At 52.3% G+C, this 25,923-nt stretch carries 21 protein-coding genes; 7 read left to right on the top strand and 14 right to left on the bottom strand.

Annotated elements, in window-relative coordinates; genetic code table 11:
• Window positions 1-11: 11 nt before the first annotated feature.
• On the bottom strand, window positions 12-881 hold the full coding sequence (locus LF95_RS03720) for an SDH family Clp fold serine proteinase (protein ID WP_073953741.1): 870 nt from the start codon (window positions 879-881) through the stop codon (window positions 12-14).
• A gap of 318 nt (window positions 882-1,199) precedes the next feature.
• Here LF95_RS03720 and LF95_RS03715 point away from each other — a divergent pair, with 318 nt between their 5' ends.
• Entirely contained in the window at window positions 1,200-1,559 is a 360-nt protein-coding gene (locus LF95_RS03715) for a hypothetical protein (RefSeq protein ID WP_143181926.1), read from the top strand.
• A 295-nt stretch (window positions 1,560-1,854) separates the two neighbouring features.
• Here the strand turns inward: LF95_RS03715 and LF95_RS03710 are convergent, their stop codons facing one another.
• The 5 genes from LF95_RS03710 to LF95_RS03690 all read right to left on the bottom strand — a co-directional run bounded on the left by LF95_RS03710 (window position 1,855) and on the right by LF95_RS03690 (window position 7,230).
• Window positions 1,855-3,270, bottom strand: a complete 1,416-nt coding sequence (locus LF95_RS03710) for a nicotinate phosphoribosyltransferase (RefSeq protein WP_143181925.1) — start codon at window positions 3,268-3,270, stop codon at window positions 1,855-1,857.
• 202 nt (window positions 3,271-3,472) lie between these two features.
• Window positions 3,473-4,927, bottom strand: coding sequence for a GGDEF domain-containing protein (locus LF95_RS03705; protein WP_073953739.1), 1,455 nt, complete (start codon window positions 4,925-4,927; stop codon window positions 3,473-3,475).
• Between the two features lie 23 nt (window positions 4,928-4,950).
• Window positions 4,951-6,051, bottom strand: a complete 1,101-nt coding sequence (locus LF95_RS03700; protein ID WP_256359947.1) for an ABC transporter substrate-binding protein — start codon at window positions 6,049-6,051, stop codon at window positions 4,951-4,953.
• A 507-nt stretch (window positions 6,052-6,558) separates the two neighbouring features.
• Window positions 6,559-6,741: a hypothetical protein gene (locus LF95_RS03695; RefSeq protein WP_073953737.1), complete on the bottom strand. Its 183-nt coding sequence runs from the start codon at window positions 6,739-6,741 to the stop codon at window positions 6,559-6,561.
• 225 nt (window positions 6,742-6,966) lie between these two features.
• Window positions 6,967-7,230 (bottom strand): DUF7218 family protein, encoded by a 264-nt coding sequence (locus LF95_RS03690; RefSeq protein WP_215905645.1) that lies wholly within the window; start codon window positions 7,228-7,230, stop codon window positions 6,967-6,969.
• Window positions 7,231-7,427: 197 nt separating this feature from the next.
• Here LF95_RS03690 and LF95_RS03685 point away from each other — a divergent pair, with 197 nt between their 5' ends.
• Window positions 7,428-8,579, top strand: coding sequence for a M24 family metallopeptidase (locus LF95_RS03685; RefSeq protein WP_073953736.1), 1,152 nt, complete (start codon window positions 7,428-7,430; stop codon window positions 8,577-8,579).
• A gap of 196 nt (window positions 8,580-8,775) precedes the next feature.
• Here LF95_RS03685 and LF95_RS03680 read toward each other — a convergent pair whose 3' ends face one another.
• Together LF95_RS03680 and LF95_RS03675 are read right to left on the bottom strand one after the other, a co-directional pair.
• Entirely contained in the window at window positions 8,776-11,505 is a 2,730-nt protein-coding gene (locus LF95_RS03680) for a hybrid sensor histidine kinase/response regulator (protein ID WP_073953735.1), read from the bottom strand.
• A 127-nt stretch (window positions 11,506-11,632) separates the two neighbouring features.
• Window positions 11,633-12,559 carry a phytanoyl-CoA dioxygenase family protein gene (locus tag LF95_RS03675; protein ID WP_083607486.1) on the bottom strand — a complete coding sequence of 309 codons (927 nt, stop codon included), beginning with the start codon at window positions 12,557-12,559 and terminating at the stop codon, window positions 11,633-11,635.
• A gap of 243 nt (window positions 12,560-12,802) precedes the next feature.
• Between LF95_RS03675 and cobD the strand changes: the two genes are divergently transcribed.
• Window positions 12,803-13,954 carry a threonine-phosphate decarboxylase CobD gene (gene cobD, locus LF95_RS03670; protein WP_073953734.1) on the top strand — a complete coding sequence of 384 codons (1,152 nt, stop codon included), beginning with the start codon at window positions 12,803-12,805 and terminating at the stop codon, window positions 13,952-13,954.
• Window positions 13,955-13,994: 40 nt separating this feature from the next.
• On the opposite strand, the gene LF95_RS03665 is transcribed toward cobD, so the two are convergent.
• A complete protein-coding gene (locus LF95_RS03665; RefSeq protein WP_073953733.1) occupies window positions 13,995-15,599 on the bottom strand; it encodes a sigma-54-dependent transcriptional regulator in 1,605 nt (534 codons plus the stop codon).
• Between the two features lie 267 nt (window positions 15,600-15,866).
• On the opposite strand from LF95_RS03665, the gene LF95_RS03660 reads away from it, so the two are divergent.
• Both LF95_RS03660 and LF95_RS22580 read left to right on the top strand, forming a co-directional pair.
• Window positions 15,867-16,172 carry an STAS domain-containing protein gene (locus tag LF95_RS03660; protein ID WP_073954811.1) on the top strand — a complete coding sequence of 102 codons (306 nt, stop codon included), beginning with the start codon at window positions 15,867-15,869 and terminating at the stop codon, window positions 16,170-16,172.
• Between the two features lie 2 nt (window positions 16,173-16,174).
• A complete protein-coding gene (locus tag LF95_RS22580; RefSeq protein ID WP_252509646.1) occupies window positions 16,175-18,367 on the top strand; it encodes a SpoIIE family protein phosphatase in 2,193 nt (730 codons plus the stop codon).
• Window positions 18,368-18,415: 48 nt separating this feature from the next.
• Here LF95_RS22580 and LF95_RS03645 read toward each other — a convergent pair whose 3' ends face one another.
• From LF95_RS03645 to LF95_RS03630, 4 genes are all read right to left on the bottom strand, one after another.
• A complete protein-coding gene (locus LF95_RS03645) occupies window positions 18,416-19,102 on the bottom strand; it encodes a tetratricopeptide repeat protein (RefSeq protein WP_073953732.1) in 687 nt (228 codons plus the stop codon).
• Window positions 19,103-19,391: 289 nt separating this feature from the next.
• Window positions 19,392-21,389 (bottom strand): putative bifunctional diguanylate cyclase/phosphodiesterase, encoded by a 1,998-nt coding sequence (locus tag LF95_RS03640; protein WP_073953731.1) that lies wholly within the window; start codon window positions 21,387-21,389, stop codon window positions 19,392-19,394.
• Window positions 21,390-21,730: 341 nt separating this feature from the next.
• On the bottom strand, window positions 21,731-22,123 hold the full coding sequence (locus LF95_RS03635) for a TfoX/Sxy family protein (RefSeq protein WP_073953730.1): 393 nt from the start codon (window positions 22,121-22,123) through the stop codon (window positions 21,731-21,733).
• Complete coding sequence (locus tag LF95_RS03630; RefSeq protein WP_073953729.1) at window positions 22,107-22,811, bottom strand: helix-turn-helix transcriptional regulator; 705 nt, start codon at window positions 22,809-22,811, stop codon at window positions 22,107-22,109. The genes LF95_RS03635 and LF95_RS03630 overlap by 17 nt, the downstream gene beginning before the upstream one ends.
• Before the next feature lie 116 nt (window positions 22,812-22,927).
• Between LF95_RS03630 and LF95_RS03625 the strand changes: the two genes are divergently transcribed.
• Window positions 22,928-23,326, top strand: a complete 399-nt coding sequence (locus LF95_RS03625; protein ID WP_073953728.1) for a VOC family protein — start codon at window positions 22,928-22,930, stop codon at window positions 23,324-23,326.
• A gap of 311 nt (window positions 23,327-23,637) precedes the next feature.
• Window positions 23,638-24,828: an AbrB family transcriptional regulator gene (locus tag LF95_RS03620; protein ID WP_252509645.1), complete on the top strand. Its 1,191-nt coding sequence runs from the start codon at window positions 23,638-23,640 to the stop codon at window positions 24,826-24,828.
• A gap of 74 nt (window positions 24,829-24,902) precedes the next feature.
• Here the strand turns inward: LF95_RS03620 and LF95_RS03615 are convergent, their stop codons facing one another.
• On the bottom strand, window positions 24,903-25,829 hold the full coding sequence (locus LF95_RS03615; RefSeq protein ID WP_073953727.1) for a DMT family transporter: 927 nt from the start codon (window positions 25,827-25,829) through the stop codon (window positions 24,903-24,905).
• Between the last annotated feature and the right edge of the window lie 94 nt (window positions 25,830-25,923).

Raw genomic sequence — 25,923 nt, 5'->3', positions numbered from 1 at the left:
ATCATTCTCCCTTAGGACTGAACTTGGTGATGGTGTAGATAAAATTCTATTCGGGTTCTGTCAACATATCCTGTAAGAGGATCATTATAATCACGAATTGCCGACCGCATGTTCAAATCATTGGTATAGTCGTCAATCTCGATTCTCAAATCCTTCAACTTACCGACGTCCAAATTACGTCCATGTGAACGCCAACGTTTGTGATCCGCCAAATCACTCGCTATCTGCTTTGCTCGCGTAGCCTTTTCGTCCGGTGTCACTGGCTGCCCAGGATTTGTAGTTCGATGTACCGTCCAATCCCTGAACTTGTAGTTGACCAGCCAGTCAGTGAGTAGGTCGATTGATAAATCTCTAGCTTGTTCAAAAAGAGCCAACTTGGCTAGATCGAGTGACTTCAGCAGAACAACGTCTGCCTGCTCCAATTGTCCTTTTTTTGTTATTTCTGTGACCTTATCCAGATATCCAAGTGCTGGAACATAATCGCCAGTATCAGGCGTTGGAACTTGTGGGTCAATTGGCCCCAAACTGGAGGCATAATCCATAAATATTTTGTCCCCGGACATACAAAATATCGTTCCTGCCGACATTGCCATATCTGGGACAACGAAATACACTTTTTCGTAGTGATTACGGAGAACGTTCACCATTTTTTCGGTCGTGTCAGCCGAACCACCACCAGTACGAAGCACAACAGAAATAGTTTTTTCTTCTCGCTCCGACCTTAGGGCTACTTCCTCAACAAAATCACGGAACGTTCTGAAATAGTTAGGATAAATACTTCCATGATAGAAGATGACATCCGACATCAGACAATCCTCTAAAGCGCGAGCTTTTTCATTTATTAGATCAAAGATAGACCGCTCGAATAAATCTGGTGTCATTCACATCCCCCCTTAACAGCCACGGTTAAACGCAACTATTAAGGTGACATTATTTTTAGCTGTGTTCAAGAAAATTGGATGCCTTAAACCCACCACCAGAAGATGGAAATTACTATTCTGTTATTTAAAAACGTTCAACAGCACGACATCGAAACAATCACAAAGAAAGGTTCCAAAGAAATTTGATATCATCTGTATAGCACATTGACCTAAAAAATCAACATGAAACAGGATTTTATTCCTTCATAAAGAACATAAATTGAACAAAAGGGCTAATTGCGGTATAAACCCTCCTTTCCTCATGTTGTGGAGGCTGAAATGGGGTTTCGGTGGTCAGATCAATTTCTTGAATTCCAGGAATCATTCGATCCTTATGTGGCAGATTTTCCGCCATACGGACCGCACGAAAAAGCGGTGTCTGACTACCGCAATAATGCTGGTGCTGTTTGGGCTGGAAACTTTGGCACGGCCCCCGGCCAACCGCTATTTTTGGTCGGTAACGCTATTCTGATACTGCTTAACGGCTATCAAAAGTTGACGCCTAAACAGAGGAAGGTGCGCAAAAACCTATTGGCAAAATGGAATTTGTTGCGCGGTTCGGTCCATGCGGCAAACAGGGAAACCATTCAAGGTCCCTCGCTATGGTGTGGCATCACCGCTTTAAACGAGCAAGAATAATATTGACACCACCCAAAATAGCAAAAAAATCCGAAGGAAAATGTTTGGCACTGTGTTTGGGATGCGGCAGTTACCCTAGGGGTCAAATCTGCCAAAATTTGCCAAACACCTTTGAAAACACACAGTTTATCGGTAACTCTTAATCAGCGGGTCCTGGGTTCGAGTCCCCGTGCGCCCACCAATCAAACCCCTGAAAACGTTCGCGTTTTCCGGGGTTTTGTTTTTTCCGATGTCATTCAGAAGCAAAAAGGGCAAGCCTCAGCCTGCCCTTATAAAACGCAAATCCCTGTTGGGCCTATTTCACCCCGTCAGCACGCGCACGAATGTCGGCAAAGCTGCAATCTCGCAGCAATTTCCCGTCACAAAATACCGGCTCCAGCAAATTGTCATTTCCGGCTTCGTCTTCCGGAACGGTTTGATAGGCGCCATCGCGCCGCACAAGAGCCAGACGACCCCGTTTGCTGTGTTTGCCGTGGTCTGTGACCGGGTCCTTGTAAACGTCAATCCAGCGCCCGCCAATCTGTGCGGCAGAGCATTTCATGGCGAATTTCAGCGTATCGCGATTAAGCTGCTGGAGCAGACCACCGCCCATGCCAAAGGCGATGTTATCTGCCGCCCAGCCCTGATCGGCCAGGTTTTGCAAAATCGCCTCTATTGAGTTGATATTAATGCCGTCGCCCTGAATGACCCGCACACACGGTGCCAGCACCTTGTAGCCCTTGGCATTCACGCTATAGCCAAATTTCTCGCCCAGGCGGATGACACAATCGACCGGTACCGTCGTCGGATCGCCGGAATCGGGCCGGACCACAATGGTCGCTCCGCTATCGATTACTTCCTGGCGCAAGGCCTCGCCCCAGATATGATCAACCGCGTGATACAGATCATAACTGTCCGACACCACGGCCACCAGCTTGCCCGCCCCGCCAAACTGGCGGATCATATTGCGATAGGCATCCACTTCGTGGTCGCGTTCCCAGGCGGTCATGGTCGAATGCTCAGCCGCAGGAATGGAAAAACCAGCCATATCCTCGTTATAATATTTACGCGCCGCCAGAACGCCGCTAACCGTGTCGGTACCAAGGAAGTTCACCAAATGGGCGACACCGCCGATGGCAGCACTTTCCAGGCTGGAAACACCGCGTGCACCAAAATCATGCAGCTTGAAGCCGATCTGCCCGACATCTTCGGATGTCTGGTGCAAATATTTCAAAATCACCTGTTTGCAGTGCCAGGAATTGGTTGCCACCGTGGTCGGATACCACACCGCCCGCAACAATGCCGTTTCCAGGGCCGAGGTCAGCCAAAAGCATTTGGGGTCAGTATTAATGATGCTTAACAGCACATTGTGATTGGGGATAATGCTGCCTTCCGGCACCGCACAGATTTTAACCGGCAAATAACCATCATGGGCATCCAGGATATGCTGCCAGCCCTCGCGGTAAAATGGTTCCCCATGCCCCTGCCAGAAACTTTCCGCTTCATCGATCATCGCCTGCGTAATCGGCCGGGTCAGATATTCCTTTAAAAACATCTGCAAACCAAAGAACACCGCGCTATCCCACTTACCACCCCGACTTTCGATATAGCTATAAATATGGGTGGTGTCGGGCGGGTACTGATAGGGGTGACTGGCCTTGTAACTATCAACATTCAGCAGAATATTCCGCAAAGGATCAGACACGCCCTTATCAGAGCTGATATTGGTCATCGTAACATATCCTCTTTGCCGCATCGCACTGGCTTCAAACGGGTCTTTGCGGCAAAACGCTGTTGCAACGCAAAACTTTGTTTGTTTTGAAGCATGCAGACACGCTCTGTAAACAGGAACTGTTCCAAACTGATTTTTTCGCTTAAGAATAATCGAAAATACTGCGATTTTTGCCGATCAGCGGATATCCGGCCCTAAGGCCCTAATCGGTTCCGTGCAGAAAGTCGGCCGAGGGAACCATCAACTCACAACGGTTTCTGCCTTTTTCCTTGGCCTGATACAAAGCCTTGTCCGCCAGGGAATACAGGGCGTCAATAATGTTTTCAACTTCGCGCGCCTGGCGCAAAACCCCTTCCATGCCCTCGCCATCCCCCTTGTCAAAATCATCCCGCGCGGGCAGGCAGGCGATCCCAAGGCTGGCGGTGTAGCTAATCGTCATGTCGTCTACATGAACGACGTCCCGGGAGATTTCCGCGCGCAGGCGTTCAGCAACAACCAGAGCACCTTTTTCGTCCTCGTCGCTGAGCAGAACGGCAAATTCCTCGCCGCCAAGCCGGGCCACCAGGTCCGTCTCGCGTAAAACGCGGTTAAATACCGCTGTGATAGACTTTAAAACCGTATCGCCGATCTGATGACCGTAAGTGTCGTTCAAAACCTTGAAATGGTCGAGATCCACAATGATCAACCCAACACGCGTGCCACGACGTTTCCAAACCGCGATGGCATTTTTCAACCGCCCCATAAGAGTACGCCGGTTGGCAATGCCCGTTAGCGGGTCCGTGGCGGCCAGACGTTCGAGCTTCTCAATCGCGCTATTGAGTTCCCGGGTACGTTGCTCGACACGGGTTTCCAGGGTCAGGTTGGCGGCTTTGAGTTCCTCGGTAACATTGGCGATCCGGTGTACCTTGCTGCGGATCAGGGCAAGCAGGCCAATCAGCGAGGAGCCGAGCATCTGAATTTCATCATCATGCCGGTGCGGAGGAGGTAGCGGCAGGGGTTTGCTGGCATCTGCCGGGTTAACGCGCACCATATAGGTGATCAATTCCAGCAGGGGCTTGGTGACAATGAAATATGTAACGCCGACGGCGGCAAACGTCATTGCGACCGCAAAGATCAAAACACCGATAAAGGATGCTTTAATCCGGTCATAAAGCAGGGAAATATAAACCTGCGGCGAAAACGAGATTTGCAGCTGCCCAACAATGGGTCCCTTGGTCATGCCAACAGCAGGTGCATAAATCGGTAAACTATGGCTGACGACACCATCAAACAGCAGTTCCGACCATATGCTTTGTGATAAAATCGTCTCGTCGCGGTGCTGCGCGGCAATCACGTTGCCATCAAGATCAATCAACCGAACCGACATTACGGACCGCTCGAACATCGCGCTATTGGCAACCGTCCTGGCAAGTTCCGCATTCTTTTCAACAAGCATCGTCTTTGACACGGCGCGAATCTCGTTGATCACGCGCGCATTGGTTGACTCATAATCCTCGCGCAGGGATAAATAATCGGCGATACCCTGATACAAAATAATCAGAACACCCAACAAAGAAGCCACAAGCAGCCCGCACCGCAATTGGCGTGCAAAAATGGAACTGCCCGGTTTCAGTTTTTTCAAATCGTCCGTATCGCTTCGGTCAGATGATGCTCGCAAAAAAGACTATCCTTTTGTCTTTCTCAGTGGTCAGTTTTTATCGCGCCGAGAAGATGTGCGAGATCAAAATGATAGGATGTATCCTCGCCGTCCTTTCCAGAAAGCGAAAATGATGAAAAGTCGACGATATTCCAGTCGCGGTTGGCAAATTTTTCTTCAAACATATCAACATTGTCACGCGTAATTGCCTGCATGGGAAAGAAAAAGTCCGGCCCCATCTTCTGTATGTCAATACCGTGCCGGTAATCATTCACCATTACCATAACCCACGCGCCAGCCAGGAAATGACCACCATGTGTCATGGTCATTTTGCCCGCCTTTACCAATTTCAGGCCGTCCGTCGACCAGTTCAAGCCCCCAACCACAACATCTTTACCGGGAACCCGGCCTGCATCCTCTACCGCAGCAATTGCGCCTCGGGCAATATCATCATTTGCCGCCCAAACCGCATCCAGACATCCCTCGGGAAGCCAGTCAGCGGTACGGTTATACCCCTCCTCATAGGACCAGTTGGCATATAGCCGGCGTTTTTCCTTAAGGTGCGGAAATTCCGCCAAAGCCCGGTCCAACCCGTCAAGCCGTGCCAACGATGCTGGCGTGTTCCAGTCTCCTGCCAGCGACAGAAGGCAAATATCGTGCTGCGCTTCATCGGCGTGCTGTTTTTGATCCGCCAGGACCAGGGATTGGGCGATCTCGTACCCCGCCTTACGATTATCAGGTATCAGGGTCGCAATCCAATAGGGCAGTTTTTTTCCAGCATGTCCCAAACGGCTTTTCTGCGCATCGGTCAAATCATTGAGAATCATAAAAAGCGGAATTTTCCGGGCATTGGCCTCCAGGATAATGCGCCCTCCCTGCTGATGTTCGTTCGAGGCAACAATAAAATCTGGCGGCGGGTCCATTGCAAAAACGCGGCTCGCATTTTCTGCCATCAACGGCCACTGCCGATTACTGTCGAACTCGACGATCTCCAGTCCGAACTGATGTGCCGCAACATGCATGACATCACTGACATCTTTCCAGAAGCCCCTATCGCCATAACCGGGATTAATGAAAGCAACGCGCGGCGTCTCGGATGCGCCAGCCCACGCAGATAATCCGCTGAACGAAACGAGCCCCCCCATCGCCAGTGACCCAAATATGTGCATTACTTTCAACTTTACGGCCCCGCCTTTAAAGTCCGGCATATCCGGAAAATTAAGTTACCCTAATAAACCGCGCTCAAGACCATAATCAAGTCAATCTCCAGGGTAAATATATCAGCAGTTCTTTTTGTACTATCCTGTTGTACGTTATACAAAAATCACTTTTGCCGATTTTCATCCCCATAGCTCTTGAATAATTCTGACATATTTTATTATATGGCTGAAAAGCTTGGCATATCGCCATCATCCAGAATTTAATAAATCCAAATTATTCACCAAAGCGACCTTTCCGTACCCTTTCGTGCGGTTCAAGCCACAGTTGGACCAATTGAAAAATAACGAAAATCCCCAAAAAAAAGCCCGGCAGCAGGCAATAAAAGGGCCTTATAGCCGCTTGCCTGCCTTGCCAGGATTAACCCTGAGCACCGTCAGGGCACAAACCGTCTGAGAATTTTTGTCTTGCCTGTGAAAAAGCAAACAGACCCGTTACGGCTGCATGCGCAGAGCCTGGATCAGTTCGTCGGTCGACATCTGGGCACGTTCTTCGATGCCGCGCATTTTGGCCAGATGATACAGATCATCACGATTCCATTTTTCATATCGCGGACCGGTTCTTTTACCATCATTGGGGGACACTGAATTGCCCTTGAGATTGGTGTAGCTAGCCATTTTCCTGCTCCTGTCAAGCGTTGTGGATATCAAATTCAGGCAATAAAAAAAACAGCCTGTGATCCCCGGTTCACAGGACTGAATTATTTACGTAATAACATATCTGCAAAATTCCACCCCATCGGGCCGGATCAATCAACAGGAAAATGCGCCTGACAGCCATGCCGCAGACGCAATTGCTTAATTATATTATATAAAAACAGCATCTTAGGGCCTTAACACACCCTAATGATTGCGTAGAGCCTGGATCAATTCATCCTTGGTCATCTGCGAACGGCCCTCAATACCAACCTTTTGGGCCTGAGCATAAAGGTCATCGCGGTTCCATTCCTCGTAAGGCGGATGTTTACCGCCCTTTTTGCTGGCCGCGGCACCGGCATTGGCGATGCGGGCGGCTTTTTCCTTGCTTGCCCCCTCGTCACGCAAACGCTGATAGGTTTCGTCATCCTTGATCGATGGCCCGTGATCCTTCACCAAGATAGCCTCCATCAATTATTGTCGTATCAATTTAACGAACTGCCCCGTGATCGGTTCCTTAAAAGACGTTTAAAACCGCCATGACCTTACAGGCCCCTCGCTGACCGCCCTTATTGCAACAGGGTTGCAAAATATCCTGTGCCTCTTGTATCGAAAATTGATAGCGTTCTAATAGCCTAACGCCATCAATTGCCAACGGGAATATCACAATGGCCTTGCATTTCGACCGTAGCGAACTTGCCCAACGCCGTGCTGCAACCATCAAAAAACTCGAACAAGCCGGTCTTGACGGTCTTTTGATGTTTCGCCAGGAAAGCATGTTTTACCTGACTGGTTATGACACCTTTGGTTACGTGTTTTTCCAATGCCTTTATCTGGGCTGTGATGGCCGGGTCGCCTTGATCACCCGTGCACCAGACCTGCGCCAGGCTCGCCACACATCGGATATCGAAGATATCCGCATCTGGGTTGATGGCCCCGATATCAACCCGGCCCTGCAATTGCGCGACATGCTGGCCGAGTTTGGCGCTGCGGGCAAAAAACTGGGTGTTGAATATGACGCCTATGGTTTAACGGCAGCAAATGGCAAAAAACTCGACGCTGCCCTTGAGGGGTTTTGCACCCTTAGCGATGCTTCCCGGCTGGTATCGGAATTGCGGGTGGTCAAAAGCCCGGCAGAACTCGCCTATATCCGCCGTGCTGGCGAACTGGCCGATGATGCCTGGGACGCCGCCCTGACAAATGTGCGTGCGGGTGCCTTTGAAGGCGATATTCTGGCAGCCATGCAGGGGGCGGTTTTTGCGGGGGGTGGTGATTATCCCGGCAATGAATTTATCATTGGTGCGGGCCAGGATGCTTTGTTGTGTCGCTATTTTTCCGGGCGCAAACATCTGGCCGAAACCGACCAGATCACACTGGAATGGGCAGGGGCTTACCGCCGCTATCACGCCGCGATGATGCGCACTGTCCCGGTTGGCTCGGCCCATCCGCGCCATGTTGAAATGCACAAGGTTGCCTGCGCGGCAATGGAAGCCTGCCGTGAAGCCCTGAAACCGGGCGAACCGATTGGCAATGTTTTTGATGCCTATGCGCGCATCTGCGACCAACACGGCATGAAACCCCACCGCCTGAATGCCTGTGGCTATTCAATGGGCACGACCTTTGCCCCGAACTGGATGGACTGGCCAATGTTTTATCATGCCAACCCGGTCATCGCGGAACCGGGCATGGTGTTTTTCCTGCATATGATCCTGATGGATAGCGACAGCGGTTTTGCCATGTGCCCCGGCCATTCCGTTATTGTCACCGATAAGGGAAATGACCCGGTATCGCGCCATTCACTGGAACTTGTGACCCGCTAAAAATCAAGATGGTACGCATCACCCGCCTTGTTGCCCGTTGCATATCGATTGCGGGCAACAAGGCCCCCGCCCTAGATTTGTCTTTAAAAGACTGGAAGAAACAAAGCGGCGTTTTTCTGCTTTATCCCTGAATACCGCCTAGCGGACATCTGCTGGCAAAACTTTGCCCACATTACAAAAAGCCCATAAAAACGGGTTATTCTTCCGTCACATCCAGCAGCTTTTGCATGGTTTCCTGCAAAATACCTTCCAAATCATCGATCATGGACGGTATCTGATCTAAAGGCCCATCGTAATATTCAAGGTCACGCGCGCGGCGGGCAACTTCATCGGCGGCAAGATTGCCCGCCATTCCTTTGATTGAATGTGCGGCCCGTTGGAACGTCACCCTATCGTTCGTCGCAATCGCGCCGGTCATGCGCTCGCATTCCTCATGAAAGGCTTCAGGCAACATATTGATCAGCGTGATCATCTGATCACGGCCCAGAGCATCGAGCATTTCCTGCATACGGCCCCGATTAACCAGAACAACCTCGTTTTCCGTATCGGGGTCATCCATGCGGTCTTTATCTGATGTACCCGCTGTCTCTGGCTGATCCTTCACAGACGCAACCTCTTCTATGGCAACCATCTCCTCGGCTTCAGCCGGATCTGACGTTGCAATACCCTTTTGCAATAAATCATCCGGATCGCGCACTATCCGGCGTGCGGAATATTGCTGGGCTGGCGGGGGTAAATCCTGCTTGGGCGGCAAATCCTGGCTGATCACCGTTTCGGGCCACCGGGCTGCCTTGGCATTTTCCTTTACCACATCTTCGCTGACAATCTCCGGGGACGTCGTCAAACGTGCGGCAGCACGAATTTCGGCAAGAGTCTGCCAGGGAATATCGGCCAACCGAACCGGATTTGTCTCGACCCTACCAGCCGTCATCAAAGAGCCAATCTCGGCGAGGTCCAACAAATCACCACGCCCACGCAGATGATGGATCAGACTGGCATAAAGACGCCGTTCCTCGATCGGTTTGGTCAGAACTTCATCCATCCCGGCCGCAAGAAAATCCCGCTGTCGGTCAGCAAAAACATCGGCCGTGACACCAATTATCGGAATGCGCCCGCCGCCAATTTCCCGCTCTATTTCGCGAATATGTCGGGCTGCCCCCTCGCCATCGAGAACCGGCATATGCGCATCCATCAAAATGGCATCATATTTGTTTTTCTGAAAGGCCTGTACTGCCAGGCGACCATTCCCGGCAATATCGACCTTAAGACCCATACGTTCCAAAAAGGCCGCCATCACATTGGCATTAATTTCGTTATCCTCGGCCACCAAAATGCGCTTGTCGGCCAAAAGGGCAATCGGGTTTTCCTCAACACCGGTTTTACTGTGCTCTGCCTCATCCTGGGCGACATTATGCACATCAAAGGGCAACCAACAGTCAAACCGTGTGCCCTGGCCCGGTACACTGTGTAAACCGATATGCCCGCCCATCATCCGAATCAGATTTTGCGAAATGGATAATCCCAGCCCGGTCCCGCCAAACTGGCGCATGGTTGAACTATCCCCCTGGGTAAATGCCTGAAAAATCCTTTCCTGACGCTCCGGGGCAATACCAATACCGGTATCACTGACTGAAAAACGATAAACCTCGCTCGGCAGGCTGCCCTGAATGCGCCCGCCCGCACGACTGGGATCATATTCGACAACCAGTTGTATGGTGCCCTTTTGGGTAAATTTCACCGCATTAGATAGCAGGTTCCACAACACCTGGCGAAACCGCACTTCATCGCCCATGAAAATACGGTTGCGCAATATTTTGTCATCCCAAACCAGCTTCAGGTTTTTTTCCTGTGTCAAGGCAAGGATCGCACTGGATAAATCACAGGTTACATCATAAGGGCGAAACGGTCGTATCTCGATATCGGCATGACCAGCCTCGATCTTGCTCATATCCAAAATATCATTCAGCAGGGACATCAAGGCCCGACCGGATGACAAAATGGCATTCACTCTCTCGCGCTGGATCTGGTTCAAATTTGTCTGGCGCAACAGCTGCGCCATGCCCAGAACACCATTAAGCGGGGTGCGAATTTCATGGCTCATGGTGGCGAGGAAGGCGCTTTTTGCCGAACTGGCCTGCGACGCACTGCGATAAAGATCGCGCAATGCTGCCACCATCGCAACAAGCACGAAACCATAACTAAACAGGCGCGAAGGCATTAAATAAGCAGCGGTCAGATCGCGCCCGGTATCATCAAACAGAATAAACGCCATATGATGATACATCGAATTCATCAGGAAGATCGTAAACAGAACCTCGAAGGCCGATGGCCGACGAACCACCCGCATCAAATATCCTGACAGCACCATCATGGCCAACACGGTGCTCACCAGCAGTGGTAAGATCAGAATATGCGAAATAATATGCGACGCATCATAAGCAAAATTCGGAGAGAGCAACGAAAGCACCAGTTGCACCGCAACCACGCACACCAAAATCACGGGTATGCCGGTCCACAGTTGTTCGCTGCGACAGATATTGTCGCTAGCATTGGCACGCAGCACACTGATCAGAAAAAAAATATTGGCGACAACACGGCTGGACAGGACAAGCCACGACACATCCGAAAACAAAGCCCATAACCAGCCTGGCTCTAAATGCGCCAATATAACCGGGGCGACCAGGTTCACCCCGTCACCAACAAATTGCGCCACCATGCCCAGTGCGACATAAAGCAGTTGTCGTCGGCCGGTAGTGTCATAAATGACAAGGCCAATCGCAACCGAAAACAGCGCCATAAACTCCACAACAAAGGCAATGGCAAATAGCAGTTCCCTGCCCGGTGCCCCGATAAAAACGGGAACCGTGAAATAAATAGCCGCAATAAAGGAAAACACCACCAAACAAATGGCCGCTAATAGAAGCATTGATCCCCCGGTCTCCCCACCCGCTTCATACTGTTTTCATACTGTTTATTTCTATCCGCCAGCAGAAGTTCCATTTGCGCTGCCCGCACAGGTGCAGAGCCCATCCTTGCGCGGTACCATAACAGCATCAATCCGCAAGGATAGCGCGGCTCAAGGCCAGTATGTCATCATTCATCTTTTGCATATGCCGGTATTTTTCAAACTGCCGGGCAATCAGCAAAAGCCTATCGTGAAAGGATGGGGGCGTTTCGAGATCAAGAAGCGGATCCCCCAACGGGTCAAAGGCTGCATTCTGAAATTCCAGCGACAGGCTGATCCGCGGGAAAGATGCGTGCCGCGATGCCCGGCTCCCCCAGTGATACACATCCTGACGCCATCCCATCACTGCACCCGGCCCGGCTGGCAAGGCCCTTACATCCTGTAGTTCAACGTCCTGCGGTTTAATAACGGGGAAATCATACCACCTCTCAAAACTGCGCGGCAATACATACATACAGCCATTCTCGGGCGTTGCATCCGACAGTGGCACCCACAACGAAAGGCTGATCAGCATGTCATCGCCAATTGCGCTTTCCCCCTGATAATCCCGGTGCGGTGGCCAGCCCCGGCCCTGATCTCGCGGATCGACATGCCAGGCCCAAAAATGGGGTAAAAGCGCAATCTTATCGCCCAAAAAATGGGTCAATAACGGGCGCAGGACAGCAAAAACCTGCCAGGCCTCGTCATATAAATAAATCATCGCTGGCGGCAGGCCTTTGGCAACAAGTCGTTCTATCGCATCGCGCAGCCCTGCCAGCAGGTCGCGGGGCAAAAGATCATGCAGCAGGAAATACCCTTCATCCCAAAATCGATCCGACAGGGCCGAAAAATCAAACCCGGCAAACAAGTCATCCTTTTCACCGCCTTGCCTGCACTGGGGATGATATATGTTACTGACGTCATCGGTACTTTCAGGCAACATAGCATCATTTGCCCTGGCCAAACCGCAAATATGCAAGCCAGGGTTCAAGTCGCGCCAGTAACTGGCGTTTTGTGCCTGTTTTATCGTTATCATTTATAAAACACCCTATCTTGCCGCCAAAATCGCGCCAGACGATATGGCCGTTTTCCTACCCGCGCAAGCCCCGGACGGGCGTGTCTGCCATACGCAAAACACCACACGATCGACAGCAATCATTACGCCTTATCTTCATACCTTCGCCGCACCACTCTTGCCTTGATGATCAAGGCACGCTAGGCAGGAACAAGCAAACACACCCTGCCCTCCCAACTGCCCGACAATGGAGCTGCCGATAAAATGAAGGATGACATTTTCCATCATGGTGGCGCGATTGATTTGGCAGCACAGCGATATGGCATCCCCCTTGATCAATGGCTGGACCTTTCAACCGGGATCAACCCGCTTCCCTATCGTGTTGGGGATATTCCCCTGCAATACTGGCACAGGCTGCCTTTGGCCCACGATTTGGCCCGGCTGATCAAAGCCGCAGAAGAATATTATAACGTTCCCGTCCCCGGCCATCTTGTGTGCGCGCCAGGCACACAGGCCCTGATCCAGCTGTTGCCCTTTGTTCTGGCACAAAAGTCACCCATCAAAAAAGTTGCTGTTCTGGGCCCAACCTATGGCGAACATGCCCCGGCATGGAAACGTGCCGGGGTCGATACAACCGAAATCCAGACAACTGCCACGGACCGCCGGCACATCCTGTCACACAAATTTGGCGCACCACCATCATGCACCCTATCTGCCAACCTTCATGCCACAGGCTGGCGCGGCAAGCAGGATGATATCGATTTTTCCCGCCTGGTCGCGGAACATGATGTTTTTGTCATCGTCAATCCCAACAACCCCGATGGAGGCGTGATCGACGCCACCACACTAGGCGACTTTGCCCGTTATCTTGGCGCACATGGCAAATATCTGATCATCGACGAGGCCTTTGCAGATACCAGCCCGGAAACCTCGCTGTGCCGCCAGATCGACGGCCTTGAAAATACGGTCATCCTGCGATCCTTTGGCAAGTTCTTTGGCCTCGCCGGGGTGCGCGTTGGCTTTGCCCTCGCCACACCCGATATAGTCACCCAATTATCAGACCGCCTTGGCCCCTGGTCCGTGCCGGGCCCGGCCCTGCATATTGCCACCCAGGCACTGACCGACAAAACCTGGCATCAACATACCCGCAAAACCCTGCATCAACAGGCAGGCTGGCTGGATGAGCAAATTATCAATGCCACGGGAAGCAAGTGCATTGGAGGAACCAACCTGATGCGTCTGTATGAAGGTGAAAATTTGCCCGCCCTGCAGGATCATCTGGCAAAACAGGGCATTTGGGTGCGCGGGTTTGCCAGTGCACCAACCTGGCTAAGATTGGGTTTGCCCGGCACCCCCGCCAATATGGATCGCCTGTCTGCCGCCCTGTCTGGCTTTGGCAAGCAAGCCGCATCATAACATTCTCAACAACAGACAGCCCGAGCGACACCAATCAAGCCTAACCGATTTCTTCCCAGGCCTGTTTTTTGCGATAAATGGTCGAGGGACTAACCCCCAATGCCTCGGCTGCACGCGGAATGGAGCCGTCACACCGGTTAATCGCATCTTCGATGGCGTCTTTTTCCACCATCCATAACGGGCGGATCGCCTCTATTCCCTGTGTGGCATCGTCATTTTTCTTGCGCGCATGCACCGGCCGGGCGGCAAAAATACCCAAACCACTACTTGGTACCGGATGCGACGGGGTGCCCGATAAAAAGGCCAGGGCTTCATGGTCATCCATCCACATGCGACCATCTTCACCCCGATTGGGTGACACAACAGGATGCGGCGGCGGTGCCTCGATCGAGCCATTTACCAGCGAGCCTTCAAGACCAAAATTGCTGACCGGACGCGGCACCATCGACATTTCAACCGCAGGCCCGTTATTCAACACCACAATATTGCGAATAATATTTTGCAACTGGCGAATATTTCCCGGCCAGGAATAGCGCGAAAACAGGTCCGCCACATCAGGCGAAAAGTGTTTGAAATCCCGCCCCTCTTCCTGGGAAAACCGCTGCAGGTAAAAATTGGCGATGCGTAATACGTCATGCCCGCGATCCCGCAAAGGCGGCATATGCAACGGAATGACATGCAGGCGATAATACAAATCCTCGCGAAAGCGCCCGGCGCGGACTTCTTCAAGCGGATCCCGGTTGGTCGCACAGACAAACCGCACATCCACCGTTTCAAGCGAACTGCCGCCAACTTTCTGAAAGGTCCCTGTCTGAATAAAGCGCAAAAGCTTGGTTTGCAGTTCCAGGTCCATTTCACAAATTTCATCAAGAAACAGCGTCCCATTCGCCGCCCGATGTGCCGCCCCCTCGCGGTCCACCACCGCACCGGTAAAGGCCCCTTTGACATGACCGAAAATCTCGCTTTCCATCAAATCCTTGGGGATCGCACCGCAGTTCAGGGGAATGAAGGGAGCGTTTGAGCGCTCGCTCCGGCGATGAATGGCTTCTGCCGCCAGTTCCTTGCCTGTCCCACTTTCGCCAGTAATAAATACTGTCGCCCGGCTGGGTGCAGCGGAATCAATGATGCGGTAAATACTGCGCATCGTATCGGACGCACCGATAAAATCGAAATATTTATCCTCTTCGGCGACGGCAACATCCTGATCTTTTCTTTCGGCACCGTCAGCCCTTGCCTGAAAGGGGACGGACAATTTGGCCTCCTCGCGCTGCGCTTTGCCTGCAAGGGCTGCCGAAACGGTCGCGCGCAATTTTTCAGCCGTAAAAGGTTTTAACAAAAAATCATAAGCCCCGTCGCGCATCGCCTCGACCGCAACATTGACCGACCCATGTGCCGTAATCACGATAATCTGGGTTGCGGGTGAAACCTCGTGGGCCATGCGCAACACATCGCGCCCGTCCATATCGGGCAACAGCAAATCCAGCACCACCACATCAAACCGGCTTTCCCGCAACAGGCTGATCGCCTCGCGCCCGAGCCCAACATGGGCGATGTAATACCCATCAACGCGCAAGTAATCCTGATAAACCCGTGCCAGCGACAGGGTATCTTCAATAATCAGAATACGGGCGTCGGAAACGGCCATGCTGGTCAACTACATCCTTCGTCTGACAAGGGCATCAACGGCATTGTCACCTGCCGGAATTTTGCCAGAGGTTTTTAGCGCAAACAGTGTTAGAAATCATATATATGGATATCCTGTCGTCTGGCAATCCGGGCTATGCTATCGAATTGGCTGTGCGCAAAACGTCACACGAGTGAATATAGGCGAAGATGAAAATTTCGGCTAAAATATATCCTGACAATTGAAATATTTTTGAATGGCGGCCCCGTCGACCAGGAGGAAGACAGCGTGATTTACAAAACGCAGCAAAATGATACAGCAGTTATCATAGAAATGTCCGAACGCTTTACATTTAGCGACCATACCGTATTCCGCAAACTGATCGACGAACTTTCAGGCCTGAATTCTTTAACCCGGATCTTTGACCTCTCCGGTATCGAATTTATTGATTCAGCTGGCTTGGGCATGCTGCTACTTGCCCGCGATGAAGCCGAAAAAAACCAGGCCACCATTATTCTGCGCGGAGCAAAAGGCCAGGTAAAGCGCATGCTGGAGGTTGCCCGTTTCGATACGCTTTTCCAGATGGAAGACTAACAATGTCTGCTGGCAGCGATCAGCCGACTATCGCCCCGATGACACATCGTGTCGCCATCGCCGGAAATGCGAGCCTTGAAACAGCCAATCGGCTGATTTTCAAGGAGGATCTTTTTGTTGCCGCAGATGTGTCCGATACCCGCTTTTTTCACGGCAGCGGCATTGAAGATTTTCCCCGGGAAACCCGGTTTCAGGTGTGTTTTTTGCCCAATCTGGTCACACCGGACTGGCTCGGCGCGCTACCGCGGCTAAACTGCAATTACTTTATCGAAGCCTATGAAGGGCTGCAGCTTGGCGATCTAAGCCCGCTGCGCCGCCCGTTTCCCGGCCCTCAATGGGACCTGCTGGTCTGCCTTTCCACCCAAAGTGCCTATCATTTACCGATTGCCCGCAAATTTGTGACCGCCCTGCGCCGACGTGGCGTGTTGCATGATAAAATTGCGCCAACCCTTGAAATTGCCGTCCAGGAAGCGTTTTCCAACTCGCTTTTGCATGGCAACATGGAAATTGACACCACCGGCCATCTATCGATGGAAAAGTTCAATGCACTGGAACAAACCACGCGCGAGCGCCTTGCCGATCCCGAATTTGGCCATCGCGCCATTATTCTGGCTGCACGGCAACTGGTCGAAACACAAGGCGTTGAAATTTTCATTCATGATCAGGGGCGTGGCTTTGCTCCGCCGCAAAATAGCGATCTTCGCGCCATGCCAGGCAGTGAATCCACATTTGGCCGCGGCCTGTCACTGATCAAAACACTGTGCAGCAATTTGAATTTTGACCGGGATGGCCGGACAATCCGCATGCGATTTTCCAGCCAGCCGATCACCGAAGATGGTACCGGCAAAGCGGATTTGGCAAACATTGCCCCTTCTGCATCCCGTCTTTTCGCCACAGCTCCACAATCCAGACAACGCAGCCGGTTCCCAGCCGGGCCATCAACCCCCAAAAACCTGCCCCATCCCGACGGCACTGCAGGGCATGTCCCGTCACAACACAGCTTTACCGGCGAAGAACAAAACCCATCCGAGCTTTATCAGGCCTGCATCCTGATTGCCGATGACACCCTGATCTCGCGCGAGATTGTCGCCTCCTATTTGCGGGCCGAAGGGTTCACCAATCTGGTTTTTGCGCGTGACGGCAACGATGCCCTTGAACAGGTGCGACAAAACCAGCCCGACCTGATCATTCTGGACATCATTATGCCCGGTATGGATGGCTATGATGTCTGCAAACAAATCCGTGCCGATCCCGACTATTTTGAAGTGCCGATCATTGCGCAAACCGCCCTTGAGGAAAATGAAGGCCGCACCCGCATTTTCGAGGATGGCGCAACCGACCTTATTCTCAAACCGCTCAACAAATCGGAACTGTTGGCACGGGTTCGCATCCATCTGGAACACCGCATTCTGGTCAAGCAATTGCGCGCCTATCGCGACAGAACCCAGTCCGAACTGGTGCTCGCGCATGATATGCAGGCCATGCTGGTGCCGCGACCGGACTATTACCGTATTGTCGGGCGCGATTACGGGCTGTCCATCAGTGCCACCTTCCAAATGTCTTCCGAACTTGGCGGCGACATATGGGGGCTGGCACCACTTGATAGCGACAGACTGGCGATTTATCTGGTCGATTTCGCCGGCCACGGTATTGGTGCAGCCCTTAACACCTTTCGTTTGCATTCACTGATGTGGTCAGAGGGCGAGGATTTGCATGATCCGGGCCGTTACCTCGAATCTCTTAATCTGCAGCTCAAACGACTGTTGCCGGTGGGGCAATATGCCACCATGCTTTATGGCATCATCGACCGCAAAAAGGCCCAGTTCAAATATGCCTGTGCGGCATCAACATCGCCGATCATTGGTAAAAACAACGGTCGGGATATCCGTTTTCTTGACGGGTCGGGCGTGCCGCTGGGTATCACCAATGATGCCCGATACGAAACCCGCGAAACCCCGTTTGGCGATGATTCTTTCCTGATGCTCTATAGCGACGCCCTGATCGAAACACCGCTTACTAACGGCAATATGCTCGACCCGGAACGCCTGCACGATGTTTTGTACCATATCATGCACCGGCCCGGTGGTGGCAGCGACCTTGCGTCCCAGGTCACGGACTATTTTTACGACCATACCCCCCGCGACCTAAGCGACGATTTCACCCTGATCACCCTGCAGCCACAAGCGCAAACATAAGCAAGCCCGCCCCGACCATAAACAGGCAGCCCCCGCCTGCCCCTGCATTCAGGATCGAATGGCCGGATGGTCCGGTTCGCTCCAATACCAGGCATGGGCGGGGCTGTTGTTCCTTTTCACCTCGACCTGGCTGGCGGGATGATTTTGCCACACCATTATGCCGCCCTTGGGTATCGGTTCGGCCTCTACCGGGACAAGAGACATCGGGGGTGCCGTAACAGGCGCAGTTTGCGTAACGTTCACATCGGGGTGTGAAGCAGATCGGGCAACAAAAACCTGCAAAATATTGGCAAGCCCGCGCCGGGCCCCGGCATGCGATGGCTCGTCCGCCAAAACCTGGGCCAATTGATCAAGAGCCCCGCGCAAATGCTGACTGTTACATAAAAGATCGGCCAAAATAACGCGCAAATCGCGCATTTCAGGGCGCAGGCTGATGGCAATTTCCAAATGCGCCACTGCCTGATGACGATTACCCTTTTGTAAGTACGTCCGAACCAGCCCCAAATGGGTCGCATCATCCAGATCATCGGCCAGCAAGGCACGCCCAAAACATTCCAGCGCCAGATCAGCCAGCCCCAAATCCAGCAGGCCATGCCCCATCACCCGCAGGCGGGCCGGGATATCGGGAAGACAGTCTATCAACTGGCGCAATCGCACGCGCGTTTCGGGGGCCAGTTCCGTCTTTTCCCCGTTTGGCGATGATGCCATGTAAATAACCGGCTGCGGTTGCGCCATTGTGCCAGCACCCTGCGTGCGAATAAAGTTGGGCGATGGTAGCGACTCGGCAAGAATCAGGCAATGATGAAAAATTTTGCGAGTCGCATCAATGACTTACAGTGCGGTCATCGACTGCACACGGGCCAAAGCCGAAACGACGCGGAAAATTTATCGGGCAAAAATCGGATTAATTAAAATTTACTTTTAAATTCAATACATTATCAAACAAGACAACTTCATCTACCAACACGGCTTTGCCACCTTTTGCCCAAAGGCCATTTACCAGCCCTCGTAACATCGCAACGGGTCAGTCCCCGGTTATGGCAGATGTACAAGGAACAGAGGTCAACGGCTCAAATGAAACAGTCTCTGCCGGGCGGCCGAGCAAATATCCCTGGGCATAACGCCCCCCCAAATACCGTAGCATTGTGCATTGTTCGGCGGTTTCAACACCCTCGACCACACAATCAATGCCAAAATTCTCGCACATATCAAAAACGGTTTTGACGATCCGCTGACTGCGCGGATTGCTGACAATCGGCGTGACGAAACTGCGATCAATTTTAAGACAATCGATTTCGAGCTCGTGGACGTAGCGCAGGCTGGAAAAGCCAATACCAAAATCATCCAGAGCCACGCGCGCGCCGCAACCGCGTAACCGTTCGATATGATCGCGGGCTGCATCAAAATCACGCAGGATTGCGGTTTCGGTAACTTCAAACGTAATGCGGCGCGGTTCAATATTTGACTGTTCAATCCGCGCAATCAACCAGTCCGTCATTTCCAAAACAACGAGATCACGCGCCGAAAGATTAAATGAAAACCTGATATCGGCCGGCCAGTTTTCGACTTCGTACAATAACTTGTTAAACAGGGTCCGGGTCAAATCATTCACCCGGTTGGTTTTTTCAGCCATTGGAAAAAACACATCGGGCGCAACGGGCCCCAGCTCCGGATTATACCAGCGAGCCAAGGCCTCGACCGAATAGATTTTTCCAGTATTGAGATCATAAACCGGCTGAAACACCAGCGACAATTCCTGCGCCAGATCGGCCTGCCGCAAGCTCTGCGCGATCCGTGATTCCTGGCGAATGATGGTTTCATGACAGGCGGCAAACAGCATGGTTGTACCGCGATCATTACGTTTGGCGTGATAAAGCGCAAAGTCAGCCCGCTCGAATAAACCAATCGCTGTTCGTGCGGCAAACGGAAAAATCGCGATCCCCACCGTTGCCGATAACTGCACAGATCCACCAGCGCACTCAAATGGCTGTTTCAGAACGACACAAATTTTCTCGGAGATCTCGTCAAGTATGACAGTATTATACTCATCCACAATGGCAGCAAATTCATCCCCGCCCAATCGGGCAACATACCCCTCTTCGCCGACAACATCACAAATACGTTTACCGGCACTAATCAGTATTTCGTCACCGGCCAAATGCCCGTAAACGTCATTAACCGGTTTAAATCCGTCCAGATCGACCAAAATAACAGCGAATTGTTCACTTGGAGCAATGCGACTTCCGTCCGAACCATGTTGCAGGGCATGGGCAATCTTGGCATTCAGGATGTTGAAATAGTCACGGCGATTGGCAAGACCGGTCAGCGCGTCACAATAGGCCAGCTTTTCATTTTGTGCGCTAAGTTCCAGAGTCTGCTGATGCTTTTCCTGTAATACCTTTCGTGACTGCAACAGGTCGGCAAACGACAGGTAATAGTTACGGATGAAATAGATGACGACCAAAAATACCGTCAGCATATTGAATAAAATAGCGTGAAAAATCGGCGTCCCGTTAAAGGAGAACGCGACAATACAACCGCCAAAAACCACAGTAACAACCGAAATCGCCACTGCCGGAAACTGGAACAGGCAAAAAACGCACCCTACGACCGTAACCGAGATAAAATAGGCCACATGTACGCGGTGCAGTTCGTCACCATAAAAATAAAGTGCAATCACCCACCCCGTAAATAAAACACTGACGAACACCGACATAACGCGAATATGCCTGAGCATATGCAAAACCGTCGCGATATCGTCCAGAACCGACTTTGTCCTGATCCAGACAAGTGACCGAAAAAGGCAAAATACCGTCAAACATCCGGGAAAAAGCACCGTCAAAAGAATTGGTGCCTGATCATAATGCGTATAGCTCAGGCCCAGAGAATTGATGGTCAACAACAAATACATCATGGGTATTTGCCGCGTCAGGCCTTCAACCTGCGCACGCATCAGTTCCGGGCGCTCGTAATGCAACCGGAACAGATCAACAAAGCTCTCAAACTGCTTCGTTAAAAACACAAATTAACTCTCGATCAGATAGCAGACAGCGGGGCGCTTTTCTGCGGGGGTTGCTCATTCCTAATCGGGGCGCCAATTGTCTGGCCAGGCACCGATAGAAGGTTCTTAATCTTTGATATATTCACAATATAAAGATTAAAGATAACCCCGGCAAAGGATTATACCTTCAGACGGTAATATTACCCTATCCGCACAGGATAGGGTAACGAACAGACGGAAACCTCCGAGCAACCCCATCCACATCAAACCACTGAAAATAATAAATTTTTAGTCAAAAAACCTCGCCCCATGCCTGATAATGGGACATGGCGTATCATCAAGACAACAAGCAGGGAGTATTTTTAACGCGTCGGTTTTTTCTTTTTTGTTTTTTTGTTTCTGCTGGCGCGCAATCCGGCTTCAAGAGCAATCCGGGAATAAGGTAAAATATCATCTTCACCCTCCAGCCAGTCGCCGGGGATTTCATAATAGGAAATACAAATGCCATCCGGCCCATACGGGTAAAACATATCAAGATCGCGGGCCTCAAAAACGTCGCGGCAGGCATCGTCGGCTTTTAAAAACAGAACATCCTGGGCAACCAGGCCAAAAACCGTACCGTCACAATAAATCCCCCAGCCGCCAAACATCCGCCGTGCGGTAATATGCCCCATCGGGGCAAACAGATCTGTCAGCATGACGACAAATTCGTTCCGTTTATGCGCGGCCTGCTGCCCGCTAACGCCCAAGGCCATTTAAAATTTCCCCCTCTACCCCTTCGGAAATCATGTAATCGCGCATCGAACGCCCCGGCGTAGGACGATACCGTTCGCCCAAAACCTCCATCGTCACAATACGGTCCGCCCGAAAAACGCGAAAGGCATTGCGCAATTCGCACCATCCCGCCAACAACCACACCGCCCCGAAAAACAGCATGCCTAACGGCCACACCCGGCGCTGCGTGCGCACCCCGTTCACATCGGTATAATCCAGGTTCAAAATACTGCGGTCCCGAATGGCCTGGCGCAAATCCGGCATCGAAACGACAATCGGTTCCTGGGCAATATCAGCCACGGCAATGGGAATACCGCCAATCAGGCCGCGCAACCGTTCGGGCACCACCGCCTCGATTTTCGATAACGCATCACTGGCGGCCCGTGCCATTTGCGGATCGGTCCAGCTTTGAACCATGCGCGCGCCCACCACCAGCGCCTCGATTTCCTCGGCATCAAACATTAACGGCGGCAGATCATATCCATCGCGCAGGATATAGCCCACTCCGGCTTCGCCTTCGACCGGAACGCCCGACGCTGCCAGATCGCGAATATCACGATAGATTGTCCGTTCGGAAACTTCCAGTTCCTCGGCCAGTTCACGGGCTCGACTCAGTTTGCGGCGGCGCAAAATCTGGACCAGGCGGAACAGTCTGTCAGCACGTCTCATATCGCTTTTCCGGTTTTTTCAACTCCAGGCATGCTACCATACCCCTCCTGACAAGCTCCTGTCAGGAGGGGTATGGTATATCGTCATGTAGCACCTGAACAGAACCGGAGGAAATCATGATCGACCATTTGGGCATTCCTGTTACCGACCACACCAAAGCCCGCGATTTTTATTGTACAGCACTTGCCCCGCTTGATATTTCCATCGTTATGGAAGTCACCGCAGAGCAAACCGGAGACAAGGCCCATACCGGCTTTGGCAATCATGGCAAACCATTTTTCTGGATTTCCGAATGCGATAAAGGCACCACGCCACCGCCCGGCATCCACATTGCCTTTACCGCCACCACGCGCGACCTTGTCGATGCGTTTTACAACGCGGCCCTTGCTGCGGGTGCCAGGGATAATGGCGCGCCCGGCCTGCGCCCGCATTATCACGAAAACTATTATGGGGCCTTCGTCATTGACCCCGATGGCAACAATATCGAGACGGTCTGTCACAGCCCGGTCGCTTAAGGGCCAAACCTAATATCAACATGTGCCCTTGCCGGGCCATCCGTTTGATCCGGCAAGGAGAAATTTCACGCCCCCTCAGCCAAAACCCTGGCAACCCGCTTTCTCCTTTTTGTTCTTTATCTTATAATAATTTTGCAGTGCGAAACCAAAATCGGCAACGCCCCCCTCTTGTAATGGCAAAGCGCGCCACCAAGCCAATGCCGTTATAATCAGGGTTACGGCATCCGTGTCGATATGCCAGCCACCTATTCTATACGCCACAACCCCCAAAAAGTGCGACCACGCCAAACGCACCAAAACGGAACATGACGTTGCCCCACACGCCCACAAAACCAGACCGTCCCGCCGTCCCCCCTCAGGCCAATGCCAGCATCCCGGCAGATGGCTCTCCCCCTTTACAAAACACACCTCCATTCGCCGACATCTCCCCCGCGCGCCGGTTGGGAAACCTGCCCGAATTGCTGCAATGGGCCCTGTTGCTTGGCAGTTCTGTCCTGCTGGGGATCGTGCTGCATCATTTTAATGTTCCCGCTGCATTGCTGCTCGGCCCCATGATTGTCGGCATTGTCATGGGCACCAACAGCGCCTCCATTCGCATTCCCCGTGTTGGCTTTGTCGCGGCCCAATCGGTTTTGGGGGCCATGATCGGCGGGTCGATGACAGCAGCCATCATTACATCCTTTGTCAATGACTGGCCTCTGGTGATTGGCATCACCTTTATCACGCTTCTCGCCAGCAGCTTTTTAGGCTGGCTTTTGTGCATTCGCCGGGTCTTGCCCGGCACAGTGGGCATTTGGGGGTCTTCGCCCGGTGCCGCCTCGGCAATGGTTATCATGGCAGAAGCGTTTGGCGCCGATGCACGGCTGGTGGCCTTCATGCAATATGTACGGGTGGTTTGTGTGGTCACAGTCGCATCACTGGTAGCAAATTTCTGGGTTTCCAGCACCCTGCCCGCTGGCACCGAAATACCGGTGCAAGACTGGTTTCCCGCCTTTGACCTTACCAATTTTGGCCTCACCCTGCTGGTTGCCGGGGCATCGGCCGTGCTGGGAGTCGCGCTGCGCATCCCGTCCGGCGCACTGCTATTGCCCATCATCACGGTGATGGTGCTTCACATTAATGGCTGGCTGGATGTGGAACTGCCGGAATGGTTTTTGGGCCTGACCTACGCCATTATTGGCTGGACCATCGGCCTTAAATTTACCCCTGCCGTGTTGCATCATGCGGCAAGTGCTCTGCCCAAAATACTACTCTCCATTGTCGTGCTGATTGGCTTTTGTGCCGGTATTTCGGTTTTGCTGGTCCATTTCCTGGATGTGGACCCGTTAACCGCCTATCTGGCAACCAGCCCCGGCGGGCTTGATTCCGTTGCCATTATCGCGGCCAGCACCCATGTCGATTTGCCCTTCATCCTGGTCATGCAATCGGCCCGGTTTTTTATGGTATTGCTGATCGGCCCACCCCTGGCAAAGGCCGTGGCCCGTTTTACGCCGCAAAGTTAACAAGGGTATATCAACCGACCCCGTTATCACATGGCGGGCCGTGATGCCCGCCATGTCACGTAAAGACCAGCAGCTTATCGGCGTAAAAGTTTAGCCGCCGCACCCGATGCAATCATCACACCAATAATTACCAGTGCGACCGCCAATATCAGGCTGATGCTGCCCGCTTCCCCCAGCAAAAACACCCCCCCAAGGGCGGAAAAGGCCGGTGTTAACGCCCCAAAAGCCGCCGCCCCGGTTGACCCGATATTGCGAACGGCAATGCCATAAGTCACAACCGCAATCACCCCGGACAAAAGCCCCTGAAACAATAACTGAACCAGCACATCATTGAGCGGTGCATCAACAATATTGGTCCCAACAAACAGGGCAATCACGGCAAAGCTGACAAAGGACCAAAAACCCGTGAAGGCTGCGGCGTCAATGGCCTGAAGCCCCGACCGACGCAGGGCATGCGTATAACTGGCCCACATTAAAGCTGCACAGAACAGCAGGGCATACCCAACAATCACCGTATCCCCGTCGGCCTGGTCGGGTTGCAAGGCGGTCAAAATAATAATGCCGACGGCAATCACCCCATAGCCCACCCAGCGGATCACGTTGGGCCTTTCGCCAAACACGGCAACACCAATCAATACCGCCCAAATCGACATTACCCCCGGCAACAGGGTGCCAACATGCGATGCGGGGGCAAATTTAAGGGCCGTTGCCACAACCAGCGAATAGGCCACACCCGAGCCAACGACAATCATCAATCCCAAACCAACCGGCAGGCCGCGCGGCCAGATACCGCGTTTCCACCAAATTGGCGAGAGCAGGACAAACGGCACCACAAAACGGATCAAGCCGAGATCCACCGCATTAAACCGCGTTGTTACCGCATAGCGGGTCGCAATGATCCATGATGCCCAGATGGTCACGGTCAAAACGGCACATAATGTGCCCAAAAGGCGATTTTCAACCAAATTTGCGGAAGACGAGGAGGCGGAGGGGCGCGACATTAATCATATCCTGACGATGAAAATCAGACGCCAAAAGACCATGCTGCATCGCCCAAATCAAGGTTTGCCATCAAGGCTCTGACTATTCTTTTGC

This window comes from Thalassospira sp. TSL5-1, from assembly GCF_001907695.1.
Lineage (GTDB): Bacteria > Pseudomonadota > Alphaproteobacteria > Rhodospirillales > Thalassospiraceae > Thalassospira.
The sequence above is the reverse complement of the archived record's forward strand: the minus strand, read 5'-3'. Positions and strand labels throughout refer to the sequence as shown.